Annotated in this window: 16 protein-coding genes; 10 read left to right on the top strand and 6 right to left on the bottom strand. The window is 63.5% G+C overall.

The window, feature by feature from the left end; translation table 11 throughout:
• The first annotated feature begins 25 nt into the window (after window positions 1-25).
• Window positions 26-625 (top strand): recombination mediator RecR, encoded by a 600-nt coding sequence (gene recR / locus FDP28_RS10765; protein WP_144661436.1) that lies wholly within the window; start codon window positions 26-28, stop codon window positions 623-625.
• Between the two features lie 3 nt (window positions 626-628).
• Here recR and FDP28_RS10760 read toward each other — a convergent pair whose 3' ends face one another.
• The gene (locus FDP28_RS10760; RefSeq protein WP_144661435.1) at window positions 629-1708 is read right to left on the bottom strand and encodes a hypothetical protein; all 1080 of its coding nucleotides are present in this window, start codon (window positions 1706-1708) and stop codon (window positions 629-631) included.
• A gap of 88 nt (window positions 1709-1796) precedes the next feature.
• Here FDP28_RS10760 and FDP28_RS10755 point away from each other — a divergent pair, with 88 nt between their 5' ends.
• The 3 genes from FDP28_RS10755 to FDP28_RS10745 all read left to right on the top strand — a co-directional run bounded on the left by FDP28_RS10755 (window position 1797) and on the right by FDP28_RS10745 (window position 4445).
• On the top strand, window positions 1797-2321 hold the full coding sequence (locus FDP28_RS10755) for a DUF427 domain-containing protein (RefSeq protein WP_186313593.1): 525 nt from the start codon (window positions 1797-1799) through the stop codon (window positions 2319-2321).
• A gap of 163 nt (window positions 2322-2484) precedes the next feature.
• Window positions 2485-3831 carry an aspartate kinase gene (locus FDP28_RS10750; protein ID WP_144661433.1) on the top strand — a complete coding sequence of 449 codons (1347 nt, stop codon included), beginning with the start codon at window positions 2485-2487 and terminating at the stop codon, window positions 3829-3831.
• A 314-nt stretch (window positions 3832-4145) separates the two neighbouring features.
• On the top strand, window positions 4146-4445 hold the full coding sequence (locus FDP28_RS10745) for a DUF4193 domain-containing protein (protein WP_018778105.1): 300 nt from the start codon (window positions 4146-4148) through the stop codon (window positions 4443-4445).
• A gap of 103 nt (window positions 4446-4548) precedes the next feature.
• Here the strand turns inward: FDP28_RS10745 and FDP28_RS10740 are convergent, their stop codons facing one another.
• The 3 genes from FDP28_RS10740 to FDP28_RS10730 form a co-directional block, all read right to left on the bottom strand.
• Window positions 4549-4908, bottom strand: coding sequence for a LapA family protein (locus tag FDP28_RS10740; protein WP_144661432.1), 360 nt, complete (start codon window positions 4906-4908; stop codon window positions 4549-4551).
• 85 nt (window positions 4909-4993) lie between these two features.
• A complete protein-coding gene (locus tag FDP28_RS10735; RefSeq protein ID WP_144661431.1) occupies window positions 4994-5224 on the bottom strand; it encodes a hypothetical protein in 231 nt (76 codons plus the stop codon).
• 176 nt (window positions 5225-5400) lie between these two features.
• Entirely contained in the window at window positions 5401-5625 is a 225-nt protein-coding gene (locus FDP28_RS10730) for a hypothetical protein (RefSeq protein ID WP_144661430.1), read from the bottom strand.
• Window positions 5626-5747: 122 nt separating this feature from the next.
• On the opposite strand from FDP28_RS10730, the gene FDP28_RS10725 reads away from it, so the two are divergent.
• Genes FDP28_RS10725 through FDP28_RS10710 form a run of 4 tightly spaced genes read left to right on the top strand, consistent with a single transcriptional unit; the run spans window position 5748 to window position 8108 of the window.
• Complete coding sequence (locus tag FDP28_RS10725; RefSeq protein WP_144661429.1) at window positions 5748-6221, top strand: MarR family winged helix-turn-helix transcriptional regulator; 474 nt, start codon at window positions 5748-5750, stop codon at window positions 6219-6221.
• A 24-nt stretch (window positions 6222-6245) separates the two neighbouring features.
• Window positions 6246-6764 (top strand): SSI family serine proteinase inhibitor, encoded by a 519-nt coding sequence (locus FDP28_RS10720; protein ID WP_144661428.1) that lies wholly within the window; start codon window positions 6246-6248, stop codon window positions 6762-6764.
• On the top strand, window positions 6751-7689 hold the full coding sequence (locus tag FDP28_RS10715) for a 3-methyladenine DNA glycosylase (protein ID WP_186313592.1): 939 nt from the start codon (window positions 6751-6753) through the stop codon (window positions 7687-7689). The genes FDP28_RS10720 and FDP28_RS10715 overlap by 14 nt, the downstream gene beginning before the upstream one ends.
• Window positions 7690-7718: 29 nt before the next feature.
• Complete coding sequence (locus FDP28_RS10710; protein WP_144661426.1) at window positions 7719-8108, top strand: serine protease inhibitor; 390 nt, start codon at window positions 7719-7721, stop codon at window positions 8106-8108.
• An 82-nt stretch (window positions 8109-8190) separates the two neighbouring features.
• On the opposite strand, the gene FDP28_RS10705 is transcribed toward FDP28_RS10710, so the two are convergent.
• On the bottom strand, window positions 8191-11367 hold the full coding sequence (locus tag FDP28_RS10705; protein WP_464597411.1) for a S8 family serine peptidase: 3177 nt from the start codon (window positions 11365-11367) through the stop codon (window positions 8191-8193).
• Window positions 11368-11623: 256 nt separating this feature from the next.
• Window positions 11624-14569 carry an exo-alpha-sialidase gene (locus FDP28_RS10700; RefSeq protein ID WP_144661425.1) on the bottom strand — a complete coding sequence of 982 codons (2946 nt, stop codon included), beginning with the start codon at window positions 14567-14569 and terminating at the stop codon, window positions 11624-11626.
• A 179-nt stretch (window positions 14570-14748) separates the two neighbouring features.
• On the opposite strand from FDP28_RS10700, the gene FDP28_RS10695 reads away from it, so the two are divergent.
• Window positions 14749-15696, top strand: coding sequence for an NAD(P)-dependent oxidoreductase (locus FDP28_RS10695; protein ID WP_144661424.1), 948 nt, complete (start codon window positions 14749-14751; stop codon window positions 15694-15696).
• Between the two features lie 110 nt (window positions 15697-15806).
• Window positions 15807-16772 carry a manganese catalase family protein gene (locus tag FDP28_RS10690; protein WP_144661423.1) on the top strand — a complete coding sequence of 322 codons (966 nt, stop codon included), beginning with the start codon at window positions 15807-15809 and terminating at the stop codon, window positions 16770-16772.
• The last annotated feature ends 14 nt before the right edge of the window (window positions 16773-16786 follow it).

The raw sequence follows: 16786 nt of genomic DNA, 5'->3' as shown, positions 1-16786 counted from the left end.
TTGATTTCAAACAAACGAGGACATTGTGTACGAAGGTGCAGTTCAGGAGCTGATTGACGAGCTCGGCCGCCTCCCCGGCGTGGGCCCGAAATCAGCGCAGCGCCTGGCGTTCCACATTCTGGAGGCCGACCCCGAGGACATGAAACGCCTGGTCACGGCGATCACCACCGTCAAGGAACGCGTGAAGTTCTGCTCCGTCTGCTTCAACGTCACCGAGCAGGAAACGTGCAATATCTGCCGCGATCCGCGTCGTGATCCGTCGGTGATCTGCGTGGTGGAGGAGTCCAAGGACGTACTGGCCGTGGAACGGACGCGGTCGTTCCGTGGCCGGTACCACGTGCTCGGTGGGGCCATCAACCCCATCGCCGGCATTGGCCCCGAGCAGCTGCGTATCCGCGAACTCCTTACGCGCCTCAATGACGGCGCAATCCAGGAAATCATCATCGCCACCGACCCCAACCTTGAAGGCGAAGCCACGGCCACGTACCTGGCCCGGATGCTCAAGTCGATCGGCGTCGCCGTGACGCGGCTGGCTTCGGGGCTGCCCGTCGGCGGAGACCTGGAGTACGCCGACGAGGTCACGTTGGGCCGCGCCTTTGAAGGCCGGCGGAACGCCCTGCTTTAGCCTTCAAGCCCCGGACGTGGCGGCCGCCCTACGGGACGCCAGCCAACGTCCCAGGAGCGCAACCAGGACAGCGACGCCGGCCTGCATCGCGAACCCCATCAGGGCCACGGGCATGGACGGTGGCAGCCCGTCACTTGCCACCCCGTTGAGGCAAAGGACTTCCGCGGAGGGCCCGTCGACCGCGAACTGCAACCCGGACAGCACCCAAGCGACGTCGTCGTCAGGCGGAACGAATCCTGCCCCGACGCTGCCCAGCAACAACGCCGGATTGGAAGCAGCCAGCCAGGCAACCCTGTCCGTGTGTGCCACCTCCACGGGGTGGAGATCGCCAACGCACTCATAGGAAGTTACCCTCCCGGCGTCATCGCGCTGCATGTTAACAGGAACTGAGGCGGCGGCCACATCCGACGTCCCGGGCAGCAACAGGACGGTGAGCACCACATTTCCCACGCAGAAGAAGGCCACCAGCACTGCAGCCAGGGCAACGCCGGGGGCCTTCGCCGCGAAGCAGGCGCGCGTGCCGGCCCCAAGGAGCCCGAACAGCGCCACTTCGAGGACAATCACGACGACGGCGGCACCCGCCAGCGCGATCGGCCCGCCGAAACTGCTGCCCACCACGATCAGTACCAGCGCGGCCGGTGCAGCCAAGGCGCATCCCCGCATGGCCCCCGCCAGTAGCGTGATTGGGAGGCTTCCAGGACTCTCGCGGAATCCCCAGCTGACTCCCAGGACCGCGGCCGCGAAAGCCAAGAGGAGCGCGGTGACGATGAACGTGGCCAAGGGCAGCTCGTCCCGGACCCAGCCATTCAGCTGCGCCGAAGCGAACAGGAGCGCCGCCCCTCCCCACGAAAGCGCAACGCCCATGCAGCACGAGAACCAAAACAACCACGACGTGAAGGACTTTTCAGCTACCCGCCAGGCAGCCCGGACTGCCTCCGCGAACGGAGTGTCCTGCATCGGATCCGAGTCGTCGTCGCGGGAGGCCACACGCGGCTGATCGTCTACCAGCCCACCTCCGATGACCTCGTATCCGGTCTCATCCCAGCCGGCATCCGGGTCCCGATGTTCAGGAACGCGGACCATCGCCACTCGCAGACCTCATGAGGTGGATGGTACGCCGGGAAGGCCAGTACCAACATCCGTTTCCGGAAGAAGGTGGCACCATGGTCACATGGCCCCTTTCCCCGGGTTCCCCGGCACCAAGCGCCCCCGGCCCATAAAGCCCAAACCCGGGCAGGAATCCGTGTGGGATTACCCCCGCCCGCCGCGGGTTGAACCAAGTTCGGAAAGGATTGTGGTCCGGCTCGGCGGCCAGGTGATCGTTGATACAACCGACTCCGTGCGCGTTCTGGAGACCAGCCACCCGCCCGTGTACTACCTGCCCATGGAAGCCTTCCCGGCGGACGTGCTGATCCCCACCGAGGGCACCACTTTCTGCGAATTCAAGGGCGAGGCAAGCTACTTCGACGTCGTGAGCGGCGGCGTCGTCGTTCCGCGAGGAGGCTGGACCTACCCGCATCCGGCCCGCGGATATGAGGCCCTGAGTGGCCGGGTAGCGCTTTACCCCGCACACCTGGATTCCTGCGAAGTCGACGGCGAGCAGGTGACTTTCCAGGAAGGCGGCTTCTACGGCGGGTGGATCACGGGGCGGATTGTGGGACCGTTCAAGGGTGGACCAGCCACCTCTGGTTGGTGACGGCTCCGGTGCCGTGGACGGGATGCTCCGGCCGGTATGTGGTCACAATTCCTGCCAGCACTGCGCCCGGCGATAAACTGGGCAAATAAGCTACGCAGGCGTGCTCCAATTTGGAATTCAGCATGCCGCGTTCGAACCCTATTGATGCAGTGAGGGTGCGCGCATGACTATGCCCACTACCGAAGTGAAGATCGACGAGCTCGCAGGCGGGGCAGCCATTACCAAGCAGCTGATCGTCCAAAAGTTCGGCGGCTCCTCGGTTGCCGATGCTGATGGCATCAAGCGGGTCGCACAGCGCGTCGTGGATGCGCAGAAGGCCGGCAACGAGGTTGTGGTGGTTGTCTCAGCAATGGGCGACACAACTGATGAACTTCTGGACCTGGCCGGACAGGTCACGGACTCCGCGCCCGCCCGTGAGATGGACATGTTGCTGTCCGCCGGTGAGCGCATTTCCATGGCATTGCTCGCCATGGCGATCAACAAGTTCGGCGCCTCGGCGCAGTCCTTCACAGGCTCCCAGGCCGGCATGATTACCGACGGTATCCACGGCAAGGCGCGGATTATCGACGTCGATCCCCACCGCATCCGCACGGCCCTGGACAAGGGGCACATCGCCATCGTCGCGGGTTTCCAGGGCATGAGCCGCAGCACCAACGAAATCACCACCCTCGGCCGCGGCGGTTCGGACACCACCGCCGTCGCGTTGGCTGCAGCCTTGGAAGCGGACGTCTGCGAAATCTACACGGACGTTGACGGCATCTACACTGCCGACCCCCGTGTGGTGTCCTCGGCCCAAAAGATCGACCGCATTTCCAGCGAGGAAATGCTGGAACTGGCCGCTTCCGGTGCCAAGATCCTCCACCTCCGGTGCGTGGAGTACGCGCGCCGCTTCGGTGTGCCCCTGCACGTCCGTTCTTCATTCAGCCACAAGGAAGGCACTTGGGTCATCCCGGGCGCCGACGAAAAGTTCACGATTCAAGAGGGAGTTGCCTTGGAGCAGCCAATCATCTCCGGCGTTGCGCACGACCGGTCCGAAGCCAAGGTCACCGTTGTGGGGGTCCCGGATATTCCCGGCAAGGCTGCCGCGATCTTCCAGGTGATCGCCGATGCCCACTCGAACATCGACATGATCGTCCAGAACGTGTCAACCCACGGCACCGGCCGCACGGACATTTCGTTCACCCTCCCCATCGTCGAAGGCGCCGACGCACTGGCCGCCCTGCGTGCCGCTGAGGGGCAGATCGGTTTCGAGAGCATTGAATACAACGAACACGTTGGCAAGCTCTCCCTCATCGGCGCAGGCATGCGTTCGCACCCGGGCGTCTCGGCCACCTTCTTCAAGGCACTCTCCGACGCCGGCATCAACATCGACATGATCTCCACCTCGGAGATCCGTATCTCCGTCGTCACCAGCGCTGACGCCCTGGATGACGCCGTACGCGCCATCCACAATGCGTTTGAGCTCGACGGCGAAGCCGAGGCGACCGTCTACGGCGGCACCGGCCGCTAAGGCACTTTGGCGACGGTCACCGCCGTCGAGGTTTACCTTCCCGGAAGTCCCGGTCCCGCCGTGGGACGGGGGCTTCCGCGGTTGAGTCCACTGCGCTCCTTCGAGGGTCCTTCCGCCCTCGGTGAACGAATTACAGACTTAGGACGTTGATCTGCGTTAATACAGGGGTGAAATGGCGCGGTTGACGGCTTTTTGGGGCGTCACCGACGTGGTTTTCGCCACAAGCTGTAGAACTGGGGTATGGTATGGAATTTTCATGGCATGCTGTACGTTGCATACCCGGTAACCCCCTAACACGAAGAGGCATTTAAAAAGTGGCAGCCGATTACGACGAACTCCGTACCGATGTAAAAGAGAACCAGGAGCAGTCCCTCCAGGCTCTTCAATCTGCCAGCGCCCCCACGGCCAAGAGCGTCGTGCTGGAACTGGACGAAACCGACGGCCTTGACGCCAACGGCCCCGGCGGCGAAATTGTCGCCGAGGAACTGGTTATTCAGGTCATCCCGCAGGCAAACGACGAGTTCACCTGTAACTCGTGCTTCCTGGTCCGCCACCGCTCGCAGATTGCGCGCGAAAAAGATGGCGTCGCCTACTGCACCGACTGCGAAGGCTAAGACGACCCACCACCCCGGCGGACTGAACGTCGTCAGGGAGTGCCGCCGTCGGGATTAAATTGCGGAAGGACCGGAGCCACGCTCCGGTCCTTCCGCAGTTAATCTAAGGTGCTGCTCCTGGCCCGCCGGGAATCTTCCGGCGCCGATGGTCGGCGATCCTCAACTGGAGGATCCTCGCGCCGCCGGCAAGGGCTACCAGGACTCCCCCACCCACCGCTGCGATAAACAGCGTGGTGCCCAGAGCCAGTGTCCCCTCCAGCCCGAAGAAGCGGACGGTGGTCATGTCTTGGTTCTGGACAAAGAAAATGATCAGCATCACCAAGACCACCAGGCCTACGGCTACCGCCACCCACAGCGCCGCGGTCCGCGTCGGCCTGGTGCTTGAGGCAAGCGGCGGCGGCGCCCCGCGCTCCTCGCGGTCCGGCCCGACCGGCATTCTTGCGGCATCATCGTGAAAACTCATGTGACTGCCCCCTTAAGCTGCGGCTTTAGCGTGCATGGTGCATTCATATAATAAGCATGCTGATTATTGCCGCAACAGGGTTCTCTCAGAGGGAGTAGTCAGTGGATGTCGCGCCGGGATCATTGTTCCGCACAGCGTAGTGATGGCCTTCAGAGTCGGTCTCGATATCGAAATTCTTGAGATCTTCCTCAGAAGCGGTTTCGAAATCGTCATGCTTGTGCACCACCGGAGCATCCGTATCGCCGTGGGTTGCCGGCCCAAAGACGTATTGCAACCGCTCGGTCACATGCTGGAAGCTATCCAATTTGCGTCCCATATTCTTCCACCTCCTCCCGTGCTGGAGACAGAAGGAGCGCGCGCCCTTCAGTGAGGCAATTTTACGCCCGGAGGCCCAAAAAGGCTCCGGACCAAGGCACCGCCGAGTTGGCATTTAATGACAGTCCGGGCCCGCAGGACTGTCATCAAATGCCAACTCGACGGCGGGGGCCGGGTTTAGCGCAGGGACTTGTCCTCGGGGTTCCGGGGAACCACGTAGGTGCTGCCATCGGGGCGGCGGATGGTTTCCCACTGCTGGGTTTCAGCCTGGCGCTGGGCGAGCAGCTTCCGGTTCGCCTCGGTCATCTCGTGGTCGAGGGAGCTGCTGTGCGCCGGTCCAAAAATGACACGGAACTTCCCCGTTGCGCGCATGAATTTCCGGGTGAAGGATTCCTTTGCCACGCTGATCGACTCCTCGGTGTTCGACGGTTCAATACCTTCATAGTACGCTAATAATTAGTGCACTAACTAATCCACCCACTCAAAGGTGTAACCTCGTCAGTGCAGCGAGCAGGAGGAAGCAAATGACAACCGTCAGCGAAACCACGCAGGAAACCGACGACCTCCTGTTGGAACGCCAGCTGTGCTTCGCCCTGACAGTTGCCTCGCGGAGCGTCGTGGGCGTCTACAAGCCGGTCCTCGAAAAGCTGGGACTGACGCATCCCCAGTACCTCGTCATGTTGGCCTTGTGGGAGCGCAGCCCCCGGACGTTGAAGGACATCAGCGACAGCCTTCTCCACGATCCCGCCACGCTCTCGCCCCTGCTGAAGCGGCTGGAAGAGGCACAGCTCATTACCCGCGAGCGCGTCGCGGGCAACGAGCGCGCACTTGCCATCACACTCACTGACAAGGGAGCGGCACTCCGCGCCAAGGCCACCGAGGTACCCGGCGAAATCCGTGATCGCCTGCAGCTCACGCGCGAAGAAGTCGCCGAACTCCACCAAGCAATGACCGGCCTTATTTCTGCCACTCAGCGCACCTCCACCAGAGCCACGTAAAATGGGAGCAACCTAGGAGATTCCATGCGCCTGCGATTTGTCCGACCCCTACTGGCAGTTCTTGCTGTCGCTGGTCTCGCCGCATGCTCAAGCACCTCCGCCCCAGGCACTTCGGGCAGCACCAGCCAATCGCCGTCGTCGTCCGCCTCCAGCAGCCCGAGCAGCAGCCCGGCCCCCAGCAGCACGTCCGCCGCAGCCGGTCCAGGCGACGCCCAACTGTCCATCACGCTCCTGGAAACCCCCGAGGCATCGCCCCAAAACTTCACGCTGGTCTGCTCCGGAGGCGTCCCCGCCGCGGAGAGCAAGCATCCGTCCCCTGCCGAGGCCTGTGCCGCGATCAAGAGCAACCCAGCCATGCTGAGCCCCGCTCCCCCGCGGGCCGACCGCGCCTGCACCATGCAATACGGCGGCCCCGCAACCGCCAAGGTGACCGGCTCGGTGGACGGCAAGGAAGTCAACGCTGCCTTCAGCCGCACTGATGGCTGCCAGATCGGCATGTGGGACGCCGCCAAGAGTGTCCTCGGATCCGATGGCGGGCTCTAGGCTGCGGCACCTCCCCCCAGAGCAATGGCTTGGGCTGGAGGCCGCCCATCATGCCCGGGTCGCGCAGTACTCGGACCCGTACCTTGTCCGGCGTTCGGCAGGCAAGAAGCACCCTGTGGAGGACTTCCTCTTCACGTACTACACGCAGAAGCCAGGGCAGTTGCTGCGCTGGCACCCTGGGGATGGTGTGGTCCTCAGTGGCCCACAGGCCATGGAACGCAGTGGCTGGAAGTTCTACAACATGCTCGCCGACGGCGAACTCGCCTCCATCGGGCTCCCTGCGGGCACGCCTGCGGTCACCTTCGACCGGGCCGGCTTCCTGGCCGACCGCGCCGAAGCAGTCCGCTTCGCTGGGATCATCCTGTCCGGCACGGCAAAGCGCCCTGCGCAGTTCGGATGCTTCGGGCTGCATGAGTGGGCCATGGTGTACCGGCAGGAGAAGTTCGAGCTGCGCCACGAATACCTGAAGCTGCGGCTCGGCGGCGAGGGCACGGACACCGTGGTGGAAGAGAACCGCATCCGTTGCTCGCACTTCGACGCTTTCCGCTTTTACACTCCCGACGCCGTTCCCCTGAACGAGCTCACGCCCACCCGCGAAAACCAACGGACCATGGAACAGCCAGGATGCCTGCACGCCAACATGGACCTTTACAAGTGGGCCTACAAGCTGGCTCCGGCGTTGCCCAGTGAACTGGTGATGGATTGCTTCGAACTGTCATGGCGGATCCGTGCCATGGACATGCAGGCGTCGCCCTACGACCTCGAAGAATGGGGCTACCCGCCCATCAGGATCGAGACACCGCAGGGCAAAGCCGAGTACGTTGAATACCAGCGGGCTTTCGCAGCCGAATCCCAGGAGCTGCGGGCCCGCGTGCTCCAGGCAATAGGCCCGCTCTTGGACGAGCTGAGCGGCCTGGCTGCCTGAGCACCCGACGCCACCAGCGAAAGGTCACCATGGTCTCCCCGAACCCCACCGAGTACGACGTCGACCTCACCGTCAGGCTGACAGAGTCGCCTGACGCTGAAAGCAGGGTTTTCCACCTTCGGTCCGCCGGGGGCGTCCTCTCGCCGGACCCGGACTCAGTGGACTCAAACCTGCCGGACGCGCCTGCGGCGCTTGCCGCCGTCGAGCAGTTCGGAGAGGAGATCTTCTTCCCGGAACCACGGCTGGACCGGATCTGCACCCAGCAATACGGCGGCCCCCAGGTGGCCGAAGTGACAGGTTGGTTCCGTGGCCGCAAGGTGCACAGCCACTTCAGCAGGACCGACGGCTGCGAGATTGCGCGCTGGAAGGCCGTATCGGCGCTGCTGGGCAACACCGGAGGCTCGACGGGCGCCGTTTAAACGCAACGCGGGGTCACTTATGGCCCATAAGGGATGCCCGAACGGGCCATAAGTGACCCCGCGTTGTTAGTGCGGGAAGGACTTAGCCGGCGTTGTTGCTCTGCGTCGGCTCGTCAGCGCGGATCTTGCCCTTCGGCTTCTTGTCCTTCTTGTCCTTCTTGGGGTCCTCCTCGTCCGGGACCACTACCGCCCCGCCGGGGTTGACCAGGACCGTGACGAAGCTCGGCTCGCTGGTTCCCGCGAAGGTCAGGCGGCCAATGTAGGAACCGGGTTCAAGGTTCTTCCAGTTCAGCGAGATCTGCCCCGTCTTGCCGTTGGGCAGGCGGATCGGATTCGGCGTCACACTGGCGTTGCCCTGGTTGGCACCCAGAACGGCAGCATCGACAGTGGCCTTGGTGGCCTGGTTGTTAGGGCTGGCGTAGAGGTTGGCAAAGACGTAGTAATCGCCGGGTGCCGGGTTGGGCACGGACAGGGTTTCGCTGGCCGATGCTGTTGCGGCCGGAAGCTGCTGGCCTGAGGGCGTCAGGACCAACATGTCGAAGTCAGCAGCCTCATCGGAGGAGATCACCGAGAATTTTGCAAGGGCGCTGCCCTCGCCCACGGTTACCTTCTTCACGTAATTGGACGCGTTCGTCTCACCGGCAAACGGGCCCGGGACCAGTTCGATGGCTGACGAATCAGCCTTGGACAGCCCGTCAATGGTCACACCCACCGGCAGGTTGGTGCCGGAGGTGATGTTGATGGTGCCCGAGCCGTTGGGACCGGTTCCAGTGAACGCCAGCGCCTTGTCCGCGATCACGGACTGGGGACGGACGGCGATCGGGGAGGTGACGGTCTTGTTGGCACCCTGCCAGCTCAACGAGCCCATGGCGAACTTGCCGAGTTCGGCGTTCTTGTTCTCGAACTGGACCTTGAAGGTCTTCTTCTCACCGGGAGCACCAAAGGTCAGCACGGACGGCGTCACCTTGACGTTGACGCCGGGAACATCAACGGAGGCCCTGTACGTGCCGGCGGTCAGTGCCGTCAGGGTACGGGTCACCTCGATCTTTCCGGCCAGGTTGCCCAGTGCGAAGGAAGGAACGTTCATGTCGCGCGCAGCTGTGGTGCCGAGCCCTTCCATGCCCAGGTCCATTCCGGTGCCCTGGATGAACTTCAGGTAATCCTCGGTGCTGGCGTCGTAGACCAGGCCCGGGTTCAGGACCTTAGCAGGATCAACCTGTCCGGCGCCGGTAGCGAAGACATCCTTGTTGACGGCTCCGTTGGCCAACTTGACCGGGCCGGCGGTGGTCATCATTGCGGACTTGACCGTGGCCGGAGACCACTGCGGGTTCTTGGACAGGATGAGTGCCCCGAAGCCGGCCACGTGCGGTGAAGCCATGGAGGTTCCGGACAGGAAGCCGAAGTTGTCTCCACCGGTTCCGATCGGGGAAACACCTGCGAGGATGGCGACGCCGGGTGCGGAGACATCCGGCTTCAACAGGTCTGAGTCGGTGGCAAGCAGCGGCCCGCGCGAGGAGAACCCGGCGATCTGCGGCTGTGCTTCCAGCGGCAAACCGGTGGTGTCGCGGTTGACCAGGGAAACGGTGATGGCCGGGTTGGCCGTGACCTTGTCCTTGATGGTCTGGGTCGCGGGCGGGTTCACGTGGACGGTGGGAACGGCGTGCTTGTCTGTGTCCAGCGACGACTCCGTCAGGTTTACCAGGATCATGCCGACGCCGCCGCCGCGCAGGACTTCGGCGCTCTTGGCAGTGCGGTCAACGACCCCGCGGTCACACACCACAACCTTGCCGGCCACCTTGGCCGGGTCCAGGGAGCCGGGGGCGCAGAGGGCTGCGTTGCCGGTGCCGCTGGCAGCGTTGGTGGACAGCACGACGCCGGCCCCGCTCACCTCGCGGTTCATGATGGACGCTCCGCGGAATTTGCTGCCATCGGAGAATTCCACCGTGCCTTGGAGTTCCTGGGAGAACGACGTCGCGGCAACAGTGGTCAGCCAGGGAGCGCCGTGGTTGACGGTGCTGGCGGTCGGGCCGGAGTTGCCGGCCGAGGTAGCCACGAAGATCCCCGCGGAAGCCGCGGACAGGAATGCCAGCGATACGGGGTCGGTGGTGGAGGTGGTGGAGCCTGAGATGGAGTAGTTCAGCACGTCCACGCCGTCCAGGATGGCCTGCTCGATCGCATCCACCGAGGCGGAGCCGTAGCAACCACCTGTTGACGGATCGGTGTCTTCCCAGCAAACCTTGTAGATGGAGAGCTTCGCGGCCGGTGCGATGCCGCTGGTGGTTCCGAAGCTTCGGCCGTCCACAACGGCGTCGACGTTGCCGTTGCCGGCCGCCGTGCTGGCGGTGTGCGTGCCGTGGCTGTCCACGTCAACGGGGGAAATGACTTCCTCCGGGGCACGGTTTGCCGGCGGGACAGTCTCCAGGAAGGCATCGGCAAAGTAGTGCGTGCTCAGGACCTTGGAGTTGCAGGCACTGCCGTCGTAGTCGGCGCCTGTTCCGGTGCCCGGCTGGCATTCGCCGACGAAAGTGTCGCCGTCGGCCTTAAGCATGGCAATCTTGCCATCAGCGGTGCGGTAAGGGACGCCCACCTGGGGGTTGCCCACGAGCGGGCCGACGGGCTCGCCCGCGAAGAACGGGTTCGAGGGCGTGTAACCGGTGTCGATGACGCCTACGACGGTGCCCTTGCCGGCGTTTTCCTGACCACCATACTGTGTGGCCCAGGTGCCGTTGGGGCCGCTGAGCTTCAGGAAATCGGTGGTGGAGTAGTCCGGCGCGTATTGGGTGTCGGGCGCGACCATCAGGACCTTGGGATCCTTGGCCAGGTTGATGGCCTGGTCTGCTGTGAGGTTGGCACTGAAACCGTTGACGGCGGTGGTGAACTCGCGCTTGATGGTGACGTTTTCCTGCTGCGCGACTTCCTGCTGCTTCTTTTGCAGGTGCTGCTGATATTGCTTCACCTCGGCGCTGTCGGCGTCGAGCTTTTTGCCTTCTTCCGGTTTGGTAGGCGCAAGACCCGCCGTACCGCCGTCGTAGGTTGCCGCAGGCTTTTCGGCGAGGACCACCATGTAGCGGCCGTCCTTGTAGGAGCCGGGGTCAAGGTTCTTCTTGGCCACGCCTGCAACATTTCCAGGCGCCGCCGGGGCTGGGGCGGCCTGGGCCGGCGTCGCCATGGACGAGAGAAGCAACGGCAAGCCGACGGCGAGCGCCGCGGCCTTCCGGAGTCCCCCGCTTCTGACGAAGCTCTTTCCTTGTGATTTCACGAGTGGTTGCACCTTTCACTGAGGAGGCCCGGGCTCCATCGCCAAGGCCTGTCAACTTTCAGATGGTTGAACCTTTGACAGTTCTTGTCAAAACCGCGCAACCAGCCGAGTCATAGAGTATCTAGTGAGAGCCGAATATGACATAAAGCACATTTTGATTAATTTGTCTTGTCACGCCCCAGCGTGCCGTCACAGAAAGCAGCAACGGACCGCAGAGATCAACCCTGCGGCCCGTTGCCATTCCCGCACGCAAGAATCAGCCCTTGGGCGTCACCTGCAAGCGGTCAAAGGAAACCTGCTTGCCGTCCTTATCGAGCACCACAACATCATCCCGGCCATTCTTCACGTCCGAGGGAAGAATGAATTCCACGGTGTTGTCCGTCGTCGGGAAAATCCAGCCCAAACGGTAACTGTTCTTGTTGAGGTACACGTAATACCACTGCCCGTACTCCAGGCCCTCAAGAGCCACCTTTTGTCCGTTGCGGTATTTGTACGCGGTCCCCAGGTCGAACGGAGCCGTCTGGCCATCGAAGTCCTGCACCGTCAGCTGCGGTTCACCCGACGGCCGGGCAGGCTGGACCTTCAACTCCAGGGCATCGGCCTCGGCCGTCGCTGCCACCTCCTTGGAACCATTGTTCCCACTCGCTTCGAAAGCCACCGCAGCGAGTGACCCGGCAGCGACGTCGCCGGCCGTCAGCACATGCTCACGCGTCGCGGTCACACTTTCACCGGCAGCAAGGGAAGCAAGCGAGATCCCGGCCGCGGGAGCTTCAACCCCATTCACGTCCACGTTGCCCGCATTTCCCACGGTGTAGGTGTACGTCACGGGGTCGCCGACACTGGCGAAGCGGTCGCCGTCCGCGTCCTTCCACTCGGCGGAGACTGCTGCAGAAAGCGCGGCATCCCGGACCTTGAGGTCCACCTCGCCCCCGTTGAGCTGGTACGTTTTGGTGCTCTGGCCCGGGGCACTGACCTCCCACGTCGTGTCCGGAACAAAGAAGCCCTGCGCGGCCTCCTGGGTTGTGACTGTATGCCGTGGTGTCGTGCACTGGTAGCCCTGCCCGGCCGCCAGGGAAAGGTAGCGGCAGTTGCCCGGGCCTTCAGGCAGGAACGGGCTGAAGTTGCCGGCCGTAGGTACTACTTTCTCCGTGAGTGGGCCCGTGTTCTTGACGGTGAACGTGTACGGGACAAGGTCGCCTGCCGCATAGGGCTGGGTTGCGAGGTCACGTCCGACGTCGGCCCTCGCCCCGCTGATGTCGGCCGTTACCAACCCGTCGCGCAAGGCGACCGCAGCGCCTGTGAACGGCACCGTTTTGGTGAGTGACGGCGTCGTGCTTGAGGTGATGCTGAAGCTCGCCTCCGGGACGAAGTAGCCACGCTCGAGGTCCGTTGCCGTGATCACGTGCTTGGCGGTGGTGCAGTTGTAGCTGGCACCGGCGGCAAGGTTGTTGTACCGGCAGTTGGGGGCCGACGGCGGCAGGAAGCCGGAGTCGAACGTCCCGGAAAGTGGCACCGAATTGGCTGTGACGTTGGAGGTGCTCTTGACGTTCAGCGAGTAGCTGAGCTGCTCGCCCACCTGGTACGGGTTGGCGAGAACATCGCGGGTGGGGGCCGTCCCTGTAATGGTCAGGCCTACCTGCGGCGCCACCGGCACCGTGGCGGTGAAGGTGTACTGCGAAACCCGGCCGTCCGTCGTCGTGAATGCTGCGTTGAGGTTCTGCGGGCCGCTGGCATTTGCAGGCGCCGTCAGGGCCACATTGACGGTGACCGAGGCGCCTGGAGCCAGGGAAGGAACAGGCACCGTGGTGGCTGACCAACCTGTTGGCGTGTAGATAGTCGCGTTGGCACCGCTGAGCGTGGTGGTTTCCTGGTTGGTCACGGTGACGGCAACCTGCTGGGTAGCCCCCGGCGCAGTGGTGACCGCGGGGACGGACAGCGGCGCGCAGGCGTAGTTCAGCCAGGCGTCGTCGAATTTAGCGAAGGGCATGTTGTCCGTGTAGTTGCCCTCGTAAAGAACGCCGAACTTGCCTTCCTCAAGGCGGGTAACAGTGGAGTAGGCAGAGAAGCCGGAGCGGATGGTCCGCACACCGGGCCACGTTGCACCGTCATCGCATGACACGCGCGCCGAGACGTTCTCCCGGCCGGTCTTGGAATTGGCGTTGGTGAAAATGAGCTTCTTCGCATCTGCCGAACCCTGCGCCGCATTCGGGAACATTCGCGCGATGGAGCCATTATTGGCGGGATCCGGAAGCTCCGTGTCCTGCGTGACCGGGCCGTAGGTGGCCCCGCCGTCGGTGGAAACGGCCACCTTGCGGTAACCCTGGTTGGCGTTGTCGCGGGAGTTCAGGAGCACCCGCCCGTCGGAGAGTTCCACGGTCTTGTTCTCGTCCATCCGGTCACCGACGTTGGAACCCTTTTTCCACGTCACGCCATGATCGTCCGAGTAGACGCTGTACGCCTGGATCTTATTGGTGCCATCGGCCTGGCGGACGTCACCGGCGTACTGCTGGATCAGGCGTCCTTTGTAGGGCCCGTACTTGAGCTGGATACCTTCGCCTGAGGAAGCGAAGTTGGAACGGACATCCCCCGCCACCGGGCTGGTTTTACTGGTGCCGGGCTTGGTGACGTTGGTAATGAGCCGGGGCTGACTCCAGGTGAGTCCGCCATCGGAGGACTCGATGACCGCGGAAGAGATCACCGTCCGGTCGGCGTCGTCGTTGCCGAACTGGCTGCCGCCGAAGCCCTGGTCCTTGGAGTAGACGAAGAATGCGAAGACCTTGTTCGCCTCGGCGTCGTAAATGTAGGAGGGGTCGCTGTAGCCATACTTTGGCCCGCTGGCGTCTCCCACATGACCGGCGGCAATGACCTGCACGGGTCCCCACGTCTGGCCCCCGTCGGTGCTGCGCCGCTGGACGATCGAGTTCGGGTTGGGCGCATCGGCGGCCGAGCCGGGACGTCCGTCCCAGGCGGCAAGGACCACGTTGTTGCCCAGGTAAGTCAGTGCGGGGATCCGGTAGAAGAAGTTGGCAGCGGTGCGGTCCGCTGCGATGTTGGCCTCGGCGAAAGACCCTGGTGCGGCCGAGGGGTCGGCGGGCGGAAGGGGTGCGGCGGTCGCAGGCAGTCCCAGCCCGGCCAGCAGGCCAACGCCAAGGGCTCCGGCCACTACCAAGCGGGCGAGCGGTGCGGGGGATGAGGATCTCAAATCCAGGGTCCTTTCTCGAATACAAGCAGGACGTTCGTATTACGTGCTACGTCGAACGTCCTACAACCATAGGGTGCTCGGCGTCACATTGCTAGGGATGAAGCACGGGAAAGCTCGGGGCCCGGCAAAGCTGTAGCCTCGGGACAGAGCCAAAACCGCCTCGAACCCATGGAGCCGCAGTGAAAATCCTCGTCCCGGACACCATCGACCTCGACCTCGCCAGCCTCGACGCTTCAGGAGAGGACATCGTGGTGTACCAGGTGGACCAGCCCATCCCCAGCGCGCACCGTGACGCGGAAGTCCTGGTGGTCTGGCGCAACACCACGGAGAACCTCGCCGGCGCCGCCAAGGAGATGCCCTCCCTGCGGTTGGTCCAAACTCTCGCGGCAGGACCGGACTCCGTCTTGGCCGCCGGGTTCGCCGACTCCGTGGCCATTACCTCGGGCCGCTCGCTTCACGACGGACCCGTGGCGGAACACGCCCTCGCCCTGGTTTTGGCAGCTGTCCGGCGCTTGGACGCCCTCCTGGAATCCCAAAAAGCCGCCACGTGGAACCAGCCGTACAACACAGCCCAGTCCGATCCCGCCACCGAACAGCTCTACACGCTCGACGGCGCCAAGGTCACCATCTGGGGCTTCGGTTCCATCGCGGGGCGGCTGGCTCCCCTGCTGGCCGCACTGGGGGCGAAGGTCACCGGCGTCGCAAGTTCCAAGGGCGAACGCTACGGTTTCCCGATGGTGGCGGCAGATGAGTTCCACGAAGTCCTGGGATCCACGGATGTGCTGATTTCGATCCTGCCCGCAACCCCGGAAACCGCCGACGCCCTCAATGAAGAGGTTCTGCGTCAGCTCCCGGCGAGCGCGGTGTTCGTCAATGTGGGCCGCGGTGCCACTGTGGACGAGGACGCGCTGCTCGCGGCTTTGCGGGAGGGACGGTTGCGCGCTGCCGCCCTGGACGTGACCAAGGTGGAGCCACTGCCCGCCGATTCGGAGCTGTGGACCGCTCCGAACCTGATCATCACGCCCCACGTTGCGGGCAACCGGCCCAAGGGTGCAGGTCCGTTGGTCACGGCCAACGTCAATGCGCTGAAGGAAGGAAAGCCACTGACGAACCAAGTGGCCGGGTAGCGAATATCCCTTGCGCCCATATAGTAAGCATGCTTATGGTAGGCACTCCGGGGTGGCCAGCAGTGGGTTTCCATCCCACGGACGCAGCATGAACACCGTGAGGAATCGCAATGTATCTGCACACCCAACTTCTCATCAACGAAATCGCCGCTGACGAGCCAGACCCCGCTGCAGCCAACGCCCTCCAGGAAGGCCTGGGCGGGCAGTTCGGCGAAATGCGGACCATGATGCAGTACCTGTTCCAAAGCATGAACTTCCGCGGCGATCCCGCATCAAAGCCCTACAAGGACCTCCTCCAGGGCATCGGTACCGAAGAGATCAGCCACGTGGAGCTCATTGGAACCACCATTGCACAGCTTCTTGATGGCTCACCCCGCTATCAAGGCAAGAAGAACGACCCCGTGGACCAGCCCGGGGCCGGTGGCGCAACTCCCCTGAACATCGCCCTCGATACCAGCAACATCCACCACTACCTCGTGGGAGCCCAAGGCGCGCTGCCCGTGGATGCGGCGGGAAATCCGTGGAGTGGCTCCTATGTCTACAACAGCGGCAACCTGGTTCTGGATCTGCTGTACAACCTGATGCTCGAATCCACGGGCCGGCTCCAGAAGTGCCGCATCTATGAAATGACGGAAAACAAGACGGCGCGCTCAACCATCGCGTACCTGATTGTCCGCGACCAAGCGCACGAGAATGCCTATGCCAAGGCATTGGAAAGCCTGGGCGTAAATTGGGGCAAGGTGCTCCCCATCCCGAAAACCAATGCTGAACAGTTCCCGGAAGTGAAGAAACTCCTGGACCTGGGGCTTCAGAGCATCCAGTACACCTTCAGCGCTGACAACCTCAGCGAAGCGGGCAAGCTCTACCGCGGAGCTTCGCCGTCCAACGACGGAACCGAGCTCAGCACCGAGACAATGCCGGACGGCTTCCCCATGACCATGTCCCCCGAACGCAAGGAAGAGTTTGCGCCGGGCCTCGACCCTGAGCTGCTGGCATTGATCCAGGCCACGGCAGAGCAGGAAATGAAGGAGGCCGACAACCCCAAGGACACCACGTCCGCGTCGGCCGAGAAGTAGCACCCGCACCAAAA

It is taken from the genome of Paenarthrobacter nicotinovorans (assembly GCF_007670255.1).
Taxonomy (GTDB): Bacteria; Actinomycetota; Actinomycetes; order Actinomycetales; family Micrococcaceae; genus Arthrobacter; species Arthrobacter nicotinovorans_B.
This window is presented reverse-complemented; position numbering and strand designations above follow the sequence as displayed.

What these genes read in the sequence shown, in the direction of transcription:
- FDP28_RS10760 (WP_144661435.1), bottom strand. Translation starts at nt 1,708, where the DNA reads ATGGTCCGCGTTCCTGAACATCGGGACCCGGATGCCGGCTGGGATGAG.
- FDP28_RS10755 (WP_186313593.1), top strand. Translation starts at nt 1,797, where the DNA reads ATGGCCCCTTTCCCCGGGTTCCCCGGCACCAAGCGCCCCCGGCCCATA.
- FDP28_RS10750 (WP_144661433.1), top strand. Translation starts at nt 2,485, where the DNA reads ATGACTATGCCCACTACCGAAGTGAAGATCGACGAGCTCGCAGGCGGG.
- FDP28_RS10740 (WP_144661432.1), bottom strand. Translation starts at nt 4,908, where the DNA reads ATGAGTTTTCACGATGATGCCGCAAGAATGCCGGTCGGGCCGGACCGC.
- FDP28_RS10735 (WP_144661431.1), bottom strand. Translation starts at nt 5,224, where the DNA reads ATGGGACGCAAATTGGATAGCTTCCAGCATGTGACCGAGCGGTTGCAA.
- FDP28_RS10725 (WP_144661429.1), top strand. Translation starts at nt 5,748, where the DNA reads ATGACAACCGTCAGCGAAACCACGCAGGAAACCGACGACCTCCTGTTG.
- FDP28_RS10720 (WP_144661428.1), top strand. Translation starts at nt 6,246, where the DNA reads ATGCGCCTGCGATTTGTCCGACCCCTACTGGCAGTTCTTGCTGTCGCT.
- FDP28_RS10715 (WP_186313592.1), top strand. Translation starts at nt 6,751, where the DNA reads ATGGCGGGCTCTAGGCTGCGGCACCTCCCCCCAGAGCAATGGCTTGGG.
- FDP28_RS10710 (WP_144661426.1), top strand. Translation starts at nt 7,719, where the DNA reads ATGGTCTCCCCGAACCCCACCGAGTACGACGTCGACCTCACCGTCAGG.
- FDP28_RS10690 (WP_144661423.1), top strand. Translation starts at nt 15,807, where the DNA reads ATGTATCTGCACACCCAACTTCTCATCAACGAAATCGCCGCTGACGAG.